The 14,079-nt window shown below is 42.0% G+C and carries 10 protein-coding genes; 9 read left to right on the top strand and 1 reads right to left on the bottom strand.

Annotation, left to right across the window (positions count from 1 at the left end):
* Positions 1-172 precede the first annotated feature (172 nt).
* The 4 genes from G399_RS0113720 (at position 173) to dapD (ending at position 6,095) form a co-directional block, all read left to right on the top strand.
* A complete protein-coding gene (locus G399_RS0113720) occupies positions 173-1,264 on the top strand; it encodes an alkene reductase (RefSeq protein WP_006012874.1) in 1,092 nt (363 codons plus the stop codon).
* A 507-nt stretch (positions 1,265-1,771) separates the two neighbouring features.
* The gene (map, locus tag G399_RS0113715; RefSeq protein WP_006012873.1) at positions 1,772-2,563 is read left to right on the top strand and encodes a type I methionyl aminopeptidase; all 792 of its coding nucleotides are present in this window, start codon (positions 1,772-1,774) and stop codon (positions 2,561-2,563) included.
* A gap of 77 nt (positions 2,564-2,640) precedes the next feature.
* Complete coding sequence (glnD, locus tag G399_RS0113710) at positions 2,641-5,274, top strand: [protein-PII] uridylyltransferase (RefSeq protein WP_006012871.1); 2,634 nt, start codon at positions 2,641-2,643, stop codon at positions 5,272-5,274.
* On the top strand, positions 5,271-6,095 hold the full coding sequence (gene dapD, locus G399_RS0113705; protein ID WP_026843741.1) for a 2,3,4,5-tetrahydropyridine-2,6-dicarboxylate N-succinyltransferase: 825 nt from the start codon (positions 5,271-5,273) through the stop codon (positions 6,093-6,095). Before glnD ends, dapD begins: the two co-directional genes overlap by 4 nt.
* 143 nt (positions 6,096-6,238) lie before the next feature.
* Here dapD and G399_RS0113700 read toward each other — a convergent pair whose 3' ends face one another.
* Positions 6,239-6,688 carry a flavodoxin domain-containing protein gene (locus tag G399_RS0113700; protein WP_006013477.1) on the bottom strand — a complete coding sequence of 150 codons (450 nt, stop codon included), beginning with the start codon at positions 6,686-6,688 and terminating at the stop codon, positions 6,239-6,241.
* Positions 6,689-7,055: 367 nt separating this feature from the next.
* On the opposite strand from G399_RS0113700, the gene G399_RS0113695 reads away from it, so the two are divergent.
* The 5 genes from G399_RS0113695 (at position 7,056) to G399_RS0113675 (ending at position 14,022) form a co-directional block, all read left to right on the top strand.
* The gene (locus G399_RS0113695) at positions 7,056-7,685 is read left to right on the top strand and encodes an RNA polymerase sigma factor (protein WP_006013476.1); all 630 of its coding nucleotides are present in this window, start codon (positions 7,056-7,058) and stop codon (positions 7,683-7,685) included.
* Positions 7,682-8,125, top strand: coding sequence for a FecR/PupR family sigma factor regulator (locus tag G399_RS0113690; protein WP_006013475.1), 444 nt, complete (start codon positions 7,682-7,684; stop codon positions 8,123-8,125). Before G399_RS0113695 ends, G399_RS0113690 begins: the two co-directional genes overlap by 4 nt.
* A gap of 416 nt (positions 8,126-8,541) precedes the next feature.
* A complete protein-coding gene (locus G399_RS0113685) occupies positions 8,542-11,541 on the top strand; it encodes a TonB-dependent receptor domain-containing protein (protein ID WP_006013474.1) in 3,000 nt (999 codons plus the stop codon).
* An 80-nt stretch (positions 11,542-11,621) separates the two neighbouring features.
* On the top strand, positions 11,622-13,103 hold the full coding sequence (locus tag G399_RS0113680) for an SLC13 family permease (RefSeq protein WP_006013472.1): 1,482 nt from the start codon (positions 11,622-11,624) through the stop codon (positions 13,101-13,103).
* Between the two features lie 76 nt (positions 13,104-13,179).
* Positions 13,180-14,022, top strand: coding sequence for an SGNH/GDSL hydrolase family protein (locus tag G399_RS0113675; RefSeq protein ID WP_006013470.1), 843 nt, complete (start codon positions 13,180-13,182; stop codon positions 14,020-14,022).
* Positions 14,023-14,079: the final 57 nt, after the last annotated feature.

The following is a 14,079-nucleotide window of genomic DNA, read 5'->3' as shown; positions in this document are numbered from 1 at the left end:
TGTTTTTAGTTAATTTGTACTGTCTAATGTTGAGAAGTTTTACAACATTCTCAAACAGCGCGCGCTTTATACCATTTTAGACCGCTAGGATCAACAAAAAAGGGGGGTTTAATACACTTGAATTCATAATTTTCATCGTCATATATGATGCCTGTTAACAATGGAAAAATATATGTCCAACAATACAATGCATTCACCCGTATCACTTTTTGGTACAGAATTAAAAAATAGGTTCGTATTAGCGCCGCTAACTAGAGGACGCGCCACTGAGTCTCGGATCCCGAATCAAATTATGGCTGATTATTACGAGCAACGGGCAACAGCTGGCCTTGTCATTGCTGAAGCCACGGTTATCTCAAAGGAAGGCATAGGCTGGATAGACTCGCCAGGTATTTACACCGATGAAATGGTAGCCGGCTGGAAGTCAATAGTTGACAAAGTGCATGCAAAAAACAGCAAAATGGTGCTTCAACTTTGGCATTGCGGGCGTTCTTCACACAGTGACTTCCACGACGGTGAGTTGCCATTAAGTGCATCAGCAATAAAAATACCAAACGATCAAATACACACTAAAAACGGTAAAAAGGACTATGAAACGCCAAAAGCAATGACCAAAGAAGACATTAGCAATACCGTTAATGATTTTAAACAAGCCGCTATCAATGCAAAAGCAGCCGGCTTTGATGGCGTAGAAGTGCATGCCGCCAATGGTTATTTAATTAACCAGTTTTTAGATGGCGTGAGCAACCAAAGAGAAGACGAATATGGTGGCAGCATTGAAAACAGAATGCGTTTCTTGAGAGAAGTTATTACGGCGGTGCAAGAAGTTTATCCAAGCAATGCAATTGGCGTTCGCTTATCTCCAAATGGGGTTTTTAATGCAATGGGATGCGACGACTATAACGAGTTATATATAACCGCCATCAAGTATTTGAATCAACAAGGAATTGGTTATTTGCACGTAATGGACGGCCTAGCGTTCGGTTTCCATGAACTTGGCGAACCAATGACACTGGCCGACGTTAGACCGTTATTCGACAATATCATTGTTGGTAACTGCGGCTACGATTATGCAGCAGCTAACGACGCTATCGCCAACAACCGGGCAGATATGATTGCATTTGGGCGTCCTTATATAACCAACCCAGACTTACCCGAGCGCTACAAAAACGACTGGCCACTAACACCTTATGCCGACGTAACCCACTGGTATGGCGGCGCTGCAGAAGGCTACAGTGACTATACAAATTACTCCCCAAGTTAAATAAAGACGAAAGGGGCTATGGTAGCCAAAACGTCAACCAAACGTTGGCCAAAGCCCCAATTTCAATCAAACCAAACCTTCAATTTAATCCACGTTTGTATCCGCGCCATAAACTGCAATTAAACTACGATATAAACAAACGTAAAAAAAAATATTTGATATTCAAAGTCAGCGTAGTTAAGCGGATACTAAATTGGTATACTGAAGAGCGGGTAGAATAAATAATACTTATTATCGACGTTCAGCGCATTAAGCAGCGTCCCATGGATGGGCTCGCAGCGACTTTTTATTGGGGAAGTCCTTTCCTTTATACCCGTAAAATAAACCCATAAAACGTGATTAACAGTTTGTAATGCCTAACAAGCCATCTGAGAAAAGTCTCACCCGTTGGTAGTAAGTGAATTACAATAACGCTTACGCGATGATTAATAAGTGATAATGTTAGTGCTATTTGTAAATATTAAATAGTAAATCAAATTTAGCTCAATAAATTCGAAGAGGTCGACCTTGGTTGGAACAATAAAAACACCACAAGAAATAGACAAGATGCGCATTGCTGGCAAACTAGCCTCAGAAGTGCTAATCATGATTGGAGAGCACGTAATAAAAGGGGCCACCACAGATGAGCTGGATAAACGTTGCCATGATTATATCGTTAATGTGCAAGACTCAATTCCAGCACCCTTAAATTACGGTAACCCACCCTTTCCGAAATCAGTGTGCACATCCGTCAATCACGTTATTTGCCATGGCATTCCAAGTGACAAAAAACTAAAAGATGGTGACATTGTCAATATCGACGTGACCGTTATTAAAGATGGTTATCACGGCGACACCTCAAAAATGTTTGTTGTTGGCAAGCCTTCAGTTCTGGCTGAACGCTTAATTAAAGTAACCCAAGAATGTCTATATAATGCCATTAAAATTGTGAAACCCGGCATGCGTCTTGGTGACATTGGTCATGCCTGTCAGCAACATGCTGAGGCACATAATTACTCTATTGTTAGAGAGTATTGTGGCCATGGCATCGGTGCTGTTTTTCATGAAGACCCGCAAATAGTTCATTATGGCAAACCAGGCACTGGTGACTTAATAGAAGCAGGTATGTGCTTCACTATCGAACCAATGGTTAATGCCGGTAAACGTTATTCCAAAATTTTGCCAGACAACTGGACAGTCGTTACCAAAGACCGCAGTTTAAGCGCACAGTGGGAACACACTTTACTGGTAACTGAAAACGGCGTTGAGATTCTGACATTACGTGATGAAGAAGACATTGATAGGATAATTAATCACTAATTAGCAGCCAATAACAGCACTGACCACAGCATCAGTTCTCAATCTAATTAGGGTCCTTTTATGGCCAAGGAGTTACTTTGTCGGTTCAAGACCAAATACAACAATTGCAAAGCATCAAAGACGTTACTGACATTGCAGCGTTTAAAAGCGCAGTAAAAGCTAACTATAAATGGCTCAATAATTCTTTTAACAAAGAGTTAGTGGATAACCTTGTGGTTGATCGCAGCGACTTTACCGACGCTCTTTTGTGTCATGCATGGCAGTTATTAGACCTTAACAAAGAACCCACACTTTCACTGTGTGCCGTTGGCGGATATGGACGCGGGCAATTACAGCCGTATTCTGATATCGATTTATTAATACTAAGCGATAAAAAAATAAATCCAAGCGTTGAAGAACGCCTGGGTAATTTCATCACCTTATTATGGGATGTAAAGCTAGAAATAGGTCAGTCTGTTCGCACCGTTAAAGAAACAATACAGTTAGCAAAATCAGACATTACTATTGCTACCAATCTTGTTGAGGCTAGGATCCTGTGTGGCTGCGAAAACACCTTTAAGCAATTAATTGATAAAGTGAATAGTCCAAAGGTGTGGTCGAGCAAAGACTTCTTTTTAGCAAAATTGGAAGAACAAAAAAGACGTCATCACAAATTCAATGATACCTCGTACAATCTTGAACCCAACGTAAAAGAAAATCCGGGGTGCTTGCGTGACATTCAATCGATTGGCTGGGTTGCAAAAAAACACTTTCGAGAATATGACGGTTTAACCTTAATTGGACACGGTTATTTCACTGAAATAGAACACGCTGAATTAATTGAATGCCGCTCCGATTTGTGGAAAATGCGTTTCGCGCTGCACCTCATTTCAGGGCGCAGTGAAAATCGACTGTTGTTTGACTATCAAACCGACGTAGCGCAACTATTAGGTTATGGCGATGGTAAAGCCGCTGTTGAGCAAATGATGAAGGCTTTCTTCAGAATTGTGCGTCGCGTATCTGAATTAAACAGTATGTTGTTACTGCGCTTCGAAGATGACGTATTAGAACAAAAAGTCAAAAAAATCACGCCTCTTAATCACAAATTTGATTTAAAAGATGGTTTAGTTTCACCCTCACGACCTGAAACATTTCACTCCCCTGTTGATATACTCGATTTTCTTAGTCTCATTAGTCAACATGAAGATGTGCAGGGCTTAGACGCGGATTGTATTCGTCAATTACGTAATGCTCGTCGTCGTTTTCAACATCAGTATTACCATGATCGTCAGGACTGCCGTGACCGCTTTATTGCCTTAATGAAGCAACCTGAATTTTTTAATTTGGGTTGGGACATCATGTATAAATACGGCATATTGCAATCGTATTTACCTGAGTGGGATAAGATTGTTGGCATGATGCAATTCGATTTATTCCATGCTTATACGGTTGATGAACATACACATCGCTTGGTTAAATATGTCTACAGCTATTACCACAGTGCAAAAAGATTTCCGCGTTGCCATCGTATAGTCAAAAATTTAGATAAGCCTGAACTGCTTTTTATTGCTGCTATTTTTCATGATATAGCAAAAGGAAGAGGAGGAGACCACTCAGCATTGGGTGCAGTTGATGTGCGCAGTTTTTGTGAGCTGCATAACATTTCCGAGGCCGATACAAGCACGATTGCTTGGTTAGTGGAACATCATCTGCTGATGTCAGTAGTTGCACAGCGTCGAGATATTTATGATGCCGACGTTATTAATCAGTTTGCAACAACCGTAAAGAGTCATGAAAACCTCAATTTACTGTATGCGTTAACGCTCGCGGATATTCGCGCCACCAACGATAACTTGTGGAATGACTGGAAAGCGTCATTACTGCGTGAACTGTATTTATTAACCCAGCAAGCCTTCGATAATGGTTTGGAATGCCAGGTAACTCTCGAACAGCGGGTAGCAGAACATAAAACCGGTGCTATGACTTTGCTCGCTGAAAAAGGCATTAGCGAAGCGCAGGCAATGCTATTTTGGCAGCAAATGGGTAAAGACTACTTTATCCGCTTTAAGCCAATTCAAATTGCATGGCACACCCAAACTATCGTCACTGCAGGTACCTTAGCAGCAGAGGAAATATTGGTCAGTGCAAGCAACAGCACATCCAAAGCAGGTACTGAATTGCTGATTTACTGCAGTGATCGCCCTGCTTTGTTTGCACAAATAGCGTCGGTATTAGACAGCCGTAATTGTTCGATCCATGACGCACAAATTACAGTCACCGAGCAAGGCAATGTGTTTGACAGTATGATTATTCTTGATCAAGACTCTCAACGCATTGATTCTGAGCTTCATATCAACAACTTAGTTGATGCTGTTCGTTCGCAGTTAATGAAGCCTGGCCGTTCGCATGCGAATAAACGAAAAATGTCACGCCAAATGAAGCAGTTAGATGTAAAAACAAAAGTACGTTTTTATTCTTCTACTGAACACGCAACCTTAGTTGAGCTCGAGGCTTTAGATGCCCCAGGGCTTTTAGCCAAGATAGGCCACTTGTTTGTGGATCTTAATTTAACATTAAAACTAGCTAAAATTTCAACCATTGGTGAGCGTGCAGAAGATGTATTTATTGTGTCCAACGAAGAGGGCAAAGCATTGACGCAAGACCAAGAAATCACCCTCAAAAAACAAATTACGTTAAAACTAGACCAACCAGAAGTGAACCTAGCAATATGAACAATTTACAAACCATTATAGAAAATGCATTTGATACTCGTGATACTTTCACGGCCCAAAACGTTAGCGCTGATATAAGAATAGCAGTCACTGATGCAGTAGAGTTGCTGAACTCTGGTAAAGCGCGAGTTGCTGAAAAAATAGACGGTGAATGGCAAGTCAATGAATGGCTAAAAAAAGCAGTATTACTTTACTTCAAACTCCACGATAACAAACTTGTCGAAGGTGCTGAGACTAATTATTACGACAAAGTCCCGTTGAAATTCACAGATTATACGGCGGCGCGTTTTGCTGAGGAAGGTATGCGCGTTGTGCCACCAGCAGCAGTGCGTACAGGCTCATTTATTGGCCGCAATGTAGTTGTTATGCCCTCTTATGTCAATATTGGCGCTTTCGTAGATGAAGGCACTATGGTCGACACATGGGTGACGGTTGGTTCGTGTGCACAAATTGGTAAAAACGTGCATCTTTCTGGTGGTGTCGGCATCGGCGGTGTTTTAGAACCATTGCAAGCTAATCCAACAATCATTGAAGACAATTGCTTTATTGGTGCACGCTCTGAAATCGTTGAAGGTGTTATTGTTGAAAAAGGCTGTGTAATTTCAATGGGTGTATATATTAGCCAAAGCACCAGAATATACGATCGCGAAACCGGTGAAGTGACTTATGGTCGGGTTCCTGCTGGGTCGGTCGTGGTGTCGGGTAGCTTGCCAAGCCCATGCGGAACGCATAGCTTATATGCTGCCATCATCGTAAAGAAAGTAGATGCTAAAACGAAAGCCAAGGTTGGCATTAATGAGATCCTACGTGGCGCTGAATAGATAAAAAACACGAGCAAAAAAAATGAGCCTAACAATACTGTTATTAGGCTCATTTTTTGCTTTTTGTGTCTTAAAAGACAGCGTATTGCGCTATTACAAAGCTTCTTTTATCTAATTCAGACGCGTTAAGAGCATCCTATCGTTTACGCGGTTAACTCGTCAACAAGCCCTTCTAGCCATGGCACAACATCTTCTTCAGCAGCAAGTGTTTCAATAGCATCCACCTCTAACATTTCTGCCACTGGCTTACCTTGCAGCTCCAATAGTAACTCTTGAAACTGACGACCACCACCGCAAAAACTATCGCCATAGCTACTGTCGCCTAATGCTGCAACCGCAAACGGTTTGCCGTTCATTAACGGAAATTCGTCGCGTAAATCACTGTGAAACAACTCTAAATTGGGAGGAACGTCACCTTGGCCTGTAGTAGAACTGATCACCACAACCGATTCCGCTTCGCTAAAATCTGATGTTTCAGGATCTGTAAAAACCTCACATTTAATCCCTTTGCTTTCAAACATCGTTTTTGCTTCTTCTGCCACATGTTGGGCATTACCATATACAGAACCTGCGAAAATACTCACGCTGCGCATACTACGTTGTCTCCTATTGACTGATGGATTCTTTCTAAAACTGTACATAAAAATGTAAATCATTAACGCTTACAAACATTATACACAGAACTCGCACTAATAGACTACTGAGCACCTTAAAAAAGCGCTTATCGATGGTAAAGCCCTTGTGCAATAAATGCTTGCTGACTGAGCAATACGGTTACGGGCTGCCTAGAGGAAATTGGTAATCATGTTGCAACAGATAAGCCTTAAACAACACTAAACAAGCAATTATGCAGTCACCGATTAGCCGAAGATGTAAAATATTTGTAAAAAAACAAAATCAGTGTTATTTCTAGCAAACGTAAGAGAAATTGTTCTTGCTTATTGCAAGAGGTAAATCAAATTGAGTATCTACGAAAGTAAAAATAATAATAAATTGCTGGATGAAGCTTTATCGATTTTCATGCATGGGTCTAAAACAAGTTTACTCAGTTTTTTAAACAAACTCGTGACCACTAGCGAAGCTGAAGAAATAGCCCAAGAAGCTTATTTAAAACTCTATCTGTTAGTAAAAAATAAACCAAGTCATCACAATTATGCAGAGTTATTGCAAGGGTTACGACCCATGCTAACCCTGATTGCCAAAAACTTAGCATTAAGTGCCATTCGCCATAAAAAAGTGGAAGATAGATACGCAGAATCGCAACTAACGCTGCATAGCCAAGTTACTGCTGCAGAGTGTCAGGTTGAACGGAACGCAGAGGAGCAAGCAATTACTGACAACGAAAACTGTCGCTTAATTGTTGTCATAAATCGTCTGCCGCCGATTTGTAGGCAGGTGTTTATTCAACGAAAGTTATATGGAAAATCACATCAACAAATTGCTAATATACTAAATATTTCTACGAAAACAGTGGAAAATCACCTCACCAAAGGGTTAGTATTATGTCGTAAGTATATGTTTGAACAATTGCCAAGCAAACACGATGAGCACGTAATGTCAGCTAAACGAATGAGTAAGGCAGCACGTTGAATATAGAAGAATGGTCAGGCTATGAAGTATCTAATGAAGTGCTAGAACAAGCAGCTTCGTGGATTGCTGTGCTTGACAATAGCCAGATTTCTGGGACATCTGAAGACACGCATACTGTTTTTTTTGATTGGCTGCAGAAGGACCCTTCGCATCAACAAGCCTATTTTGAATTGTCTGAAATTTGGGCTCGCAGCGCCTGCACAAAATCTATGTACGACATGATTGATAAATCGGTGGTATTGCCTTTCCCTACTCAAACGAACAATCCGTCTGAAGGTTTATTGGTCGAGCCTTCTTTTGCCGGTCCTTCTTTTGCGGGTCCTTCTTTTGCGGGTCCTTCTTTTGCGGAGCACTCTGGAACCTCATCTTGGGCTTATACATTAGCCATTGGACTTATTTTCTGCGGTTTGTTTATTCCTGCTATACAATCACTTTTCTAAAATCCCAGTATTTATCTAAATTTTAATCATTTACCTGAATTCTAAGCACTTTTCTAAATTATAAACACTTGTCTGAATTCTAAACACTTACCTGAATTCTAAGCACTTATCTGAATTCTAAACACTTATCTGAATTCTAAACACTTATCTGAATTCTAAACACTTACCTGAATTCTAAGCACTTATCTGAATTCCAATCATTTGTCTGAATTCTAAGCACTTATCTGAATTCCAATCACTTGTCTCAGTTCTAATCACTTTTCTAAATTATAAATACTTATCTGAATTTCATTCACTTTTGTTAAATTCTCATTCCTTTTATACATTTTATTTATTTTTATATTGGCTAGTAGGGGGTTTATAAATCTAGAGCGTTATTAAATTGATAATCAAAATATATAATAACGGGAATACCGATGAACAAACCTTCTCAGGGCAACAAAATAGGCACCTTTGCGCCTAAACTACTGTCTTTAACCATTGCTTCAGTGCTGTCTATTTCCGCATTTGCACAACAAGCAGAAGTAAAAAAAGACGATAAAGATATAGAAAAAATACAAGTTATTGGTTCAAATATACGCGGCGGTCAAGTTGCCGAAGCACTTGCTGTATCGGTAATCGACGCAGAAGCTATTGGCGAACTAGGCATTGATTCGTTGGATGATTTATTACAACTCATTCCTGAGAACGGCCAAAACTTCTTTAATGAAGCTCAAAATATCGGCGGTGGTGTGAATGCTGCTCGCGGTGATATTGGTACTTACAACCTAAGAAATTTGGGCACAGGTAACACATTAGTCTTGCTGAATGGCCGCAGAATGGTCAACTCAGCATCTTATCAAACCGAAGAAGTTGGCGGCAGTTTCGTGCCTGTCAACTCAGTTAATATTAACACCATACCGATCATAGGCTTGAGTCGAGTAGAAGTTTTACGTGACGGTGCATCCGCAATATACGGAGCTGATGCAGTCGCCGGTGTCGTAAACCATGTTGTAAAATCAAATTTTGTTGGCCTTACATTATCCGGACGCTGGGCACAGTACGACGAAATACCGCGCGAAGAGCAAACCCTATCCCTTGAATGGGGTAAAGATTTTAATGATGGCCGCACTAATGTAAGTACGTTTTTTAACTTCTATGCACGTGATAGAGTAAATTCCCAAGATGATCCACGCTGGGCTAATTCAGACTTTCGTGACCGCGTTCCTGAAGACTCACTTTGGTTTGGCGATACCGCCTTTAGAAACGACACAGCAAACTCCTTATTCGGCCAATTTGACGTCGTCAGTAGCGCGACTGCTGCCGGTCTCAGAGATATTTTCACGGACAGCTCAGGCGAGTTTGAAACTTTCCCTATTGGTGATGAACGTTGCCAATATAACCTAAATGCAACAACGTGCGGTGGTATCGATGGGCAAGGTACATTTAGACTTAATTTAAATGCAGATCGCGATTTAAGTTCGAAGTTAGAACGCTCTAGCGTATTTGTCTTTGTTAACCACGAATTCGAAAATGGCACTGAAAGCTTCACCGAATTATCCTACTACCAATCAGAAACAAATTTACGACGCCATGCTACGTCATCATTCTCCACATCGGCATTGCGTGTTGGTGCGCAAAACTATTACAACCCATTCGGTCCTTGTGGCTCACCAAACAGACTAGATGCTGCGCTAATCCCAAATGTTCCATGCAGTGGATTGGAACTCATTATTGATAACTACCGGTTTGCCGAACAGCCCCGCATTGTTAATAACGACGGCGACACGTATCGCTTCCTACAAGGCTTCAGAGGCTCATTTGGTGAATGGGATTGGGAAACGGCACTATTACATTCAAAAGCCACCACCGACGACATTACGTCAAATCGTGTCTCTAACATCCTAATCACAGAGGCATTATTTGACCCCACTGCGGCTGCATATAATCCATTTAGTGGTGGTGTGGACTCCAATATTGAGCGGGCATTGATCGACGTTTTTCGTAAAAGTGAAACTGAATTAACAATGATTGATGCCAAATTCGCAAATGCTGACATTTATGAATTACCCGCAGGACCGTTGGGTTTTGTGCTTGGGTTCGAATATCGTGAAGAATCCTTTAAAGATGATCGCGATGACCGTTTGGATGGCACCATCGCATTTACCGATTTTGAAGGTGATACCTACCCGTTTGTGTCTGACGTTGTAAACTCAAGCCCTACGCCAGATAGTAGCGGCGAGAGAGAGGTTGTTTCAGTATTTGCTGAACTACAAATTCCGATTTTTGAAAACTTCGATATGCAAGCTGCAATTCGCTATGAAGACTTTTCTGATGTTGGTGACACCACGGTTGGAAAAGTAGCCTTTGGTTATCGCCCTATCGAATCTTTGCTTTTAAGAGGTTCATGGTCTGAAGCCTACAGAGTGCCTAACCTAGTTACCATTAATGAAAGTATTGTGGCACGTAACAACACGCGCACCGATTATGCGTGCTTATACGCGGCAGAAAATGGCGGCGATATTGACCAAACGACGCTGGATTGTCGAAATTCAATACAGCGTATTGCTCAAGGTAGTAAAACACTTAATCCTGAAGAATCCATCAATACATCGTTGGGTTTTGTTTTTACGCCGAATGAAGATATTACCGTCACCTTTGATTATTGGTCAATTAAAAAGGAAAATACGATTGGCTTATTTGGTGAAGAAAACCACACACTGTTAGACCTATTCCTTAGACTTCAAAATGGTAACACTAATTGTGCTTCAGCAACGTTTAACCCAACCGTATCGCGAGATGATGCAGGCGCAGGCGAAGCGGCTATATACCAAGCGGCCGGCATTTGTCCCGCAGGTGATATTCGCTTTATTGACGACCAATATGCCAACCTAGATGAGCGTAATTTAGCCGGCTACGACATTGGTGTTTATTATGATATCGACACTAACGTGGGTAAGTTCAAGTTCAGCTACAATGGCTCTTTCATTGAAGAATTTGAACAGAAAGCCGGAGGCGATGCCGCTATTCTTGTGCAAGCACAAGAAGCCGGTCAAATTCCACTTAGCTACCCTGTTGCTGGCTTTGCAGATTTGATTGGTCAAGACGGTAACCAAGAAAAACGCCATTCGGCCAGAGTATCATGGAGAAAAAATGCTTTTGGTGCTTCATTAAGTGGCAATAAAATTGGTAGTTTCTATCAAAGCTCATTAACCCTAGAAGACGGCACTCGTTATGTCATACCATCGATGACAACCTATAACGCGACGTTTGATTACCGCTTCGATATAAATAACGTTGATACTCGTATTCGCCTTGGTATTCGTAACCTAAGCAATGAACGAGCACCATTGTCGGACAACTATTTCGGCTTCTTTGCCGATGCGCATCGCGATTTTGGTCGCAGCTATTACTTAGATTTCCAATCAAAGTTTTAGCATCATTATAGGCAGGCACTCTTTATACGGAGGCCTGCCACACCCTCTTTATTCTCGCATTTGACACATAAGGTAATCGAATGAGCACAAGCTTGCCTGAAACCACCGATCTACATCGCGGACGGTATCAAGACATTGGTCTACTGTTAGGCCCCCTAATTTTCGTCATCATGATGTTGCTTGGTAATTCGCAAACAGCCATGGAACCGACGGCATGGCGCGTTGCCGGCGTTGGAATTTGGATGGCAGTATGGTGGGCAACAGAAGCCGTGCCGGTGCCTGTCACTGCATTTTTACCCATTGTCACCTTTCCTTTTTTAGGAATTAGCAGCTTAGCAGAAGCAACCTCTGCCTATGCAAATCCAATTATCTATCTATTTTTAGGCGCCTTTATATTAGCCCTAGCGGTGGAAAGATGGAATTTACACAAACGGATCGCACTGGCTATTCTCAGTTACACCGGTACCGATGGACGTCGTCTAATTGGCGGCTTTATGATTGTTGCCGCCCTATTGTCGATGTGGATGACAAACACCTCCACCACCATGATGCTGATGCCCATAGCACTATCAGTTGCCAAAGTGATTGCCGATAACAATACACATTTGGATCCTAAACAAACCAAATCGTTTCAAACAGCCATGCTGCTAGGCCTCGCTTACGCCGCCACTATTGGTGGCCTTGCCACGCTGGTCGGTACGCCACCGAATGCCCTTTTAGCTGCCTTTCTAAGTGACAACTATGATATTAAAATTACCTTTGCTAGTTGGATGCTAGTCGGTGTTCCAGTCATGCTTTGTATGCTGCCCCTTGCTTGGTATTCGCTTACTCGTTGGAGCTTCAAAATTAATATTCCAGCAAACCCTGCGGTTAATCAACATCTGACCAAATTACGCAATGAATTAGGTGCCATGACTCATGCCGAAAAACGTGTTGCCGTGCTATTTTCACTGGTAGTGCTATTTTGGATTGCTCGTCGTCCTATTTCTGCTCTGCTAGGCATCGATTTCCTGACCGACACCGGTATTGTAATGAGCGCAGCTTTACTCTTGTTTTTACTCCCTAGTGGCGATACCACGCAACCACAATTGATGATTTGGCACGATGTTAATCGCTTACCATGGGGCGTGCTGATCTTGTTTGGCGGCGGCTTAAGTTTAGCAGCTGCAGTTTCCTCTTCGGGTTTAGCAGCATGGCTTGGTGGTAACTTGACTTATTTGGACACCTTCGGTATTTTTGCTTTAATTATTGCAGCCACCGGCTTGGTCATTTTCCTTACCGAACTGACTAGTAATGTCGCCACCGCCGCTACATTTTTGCCGGTCGTCGCGGCCGTTGCTATAGAACTCGGTGTGTCACCATTATTGTTGTGTGTGCCGATAACACTAGCAGCAAGTTGTGCCTTTATGCTGCCCGTTGCGACGCCACCTAATGCCATCGTATTTGCTTCAGGGGTAGTCAGTATTCCGCAGATGGTGCGTGCGGGTGTTATACTCAATATTGTGGGAATGCTGCTATTAAGTGTCGTTGCGGTTTGGTTAGCGCCCTTGGTTTTTTCGTGACAGGCTCTCGTGACAGGCTCTCGTGACAGGCTCTGGTAAAAGAACAATGGAATACGACATTAAGAGGTTTTGATTTATGAAAAACACAGTAGTAAACTTTTTTGTATTAGCGGTGCTGTGCACATTGTCATTAAATGGGCTGGCACAAAACCAAAAGACCACGCTAATTCAAGCCAATGTTGTGCCTGCTGACGAGGTAAAAAAAGCCCTGTTCATCGGTAATAGCTTTAGCTTTTATAACAATGGCGTACACAACCACCTTGGCAGCTTAATTAGAGCGAACGATGAATGGCAAGTAGGTAAAAATCGACTCCGCTTGTCAACATTGTCCGGCGGATATATGCATGAACACATAGATGACTTAACTTACTTACTAAGTAAACCAAAAGGCACTTGGGAAGCGGTAATTTTGCAAGGACACAGCAACGAGCCGATTGATCCAAAAACCCGGGAGAGATTTAAAAAATCGGTAAAACAAGCGGTCAGCCTAATTAAAGCCCAGCAACTACAACCTATCTTACTGATGACTTGGGGTTACAAAGGGCAACCTGACATGGGCATTGACCTTGCCAATGCCTACACGTCATTGGCCAACGAACTCGACGTATTAGTGGTTCCTGTAGGTGTCGCTTTTTGGGTTGCGGAACAACAACTCTCTCAAATTGACCTATTTGTGCCCGATGTATTGGGGCTGAAAAACAAAACAAGCGACAACGCTGAACTCACCTATCGAAAAGATCTGAAACACCCAAGTAACGCAGGTACGTATTTAATGGCTTGTGTTCTATATTCTGCGTTGTACCAAAAATCCCCGGAAGGCAATATTTTCACAGCGGGGCTCGATCCAGCCATTGCCTTAAAACTGCAAAAATTGAGCTGGTTGGTGACATCTGGATTTTATAAGCAAAATAAGGAATAAGGAATAAGGAACAATACCAAAGCAATAAAAACAAACTTATTTTCGTGACATTTCAGC

Origin of the sequence: Brumicola pallidula DSM 14239 = ACAM 615 (assembly GCF_000428905.1) — a bacterium.
Lineage (GTDB): Bacteria > Pseudomonadota > Gammaproteobacteria > Enterobacterales > Alteromonadaceae > Glaciecola > Glaciecola pallidula.
Note: the sequence above shows the minus strand (reverse complement) of the source record. Positions and strands in the feature narration are given on the sequence as shown.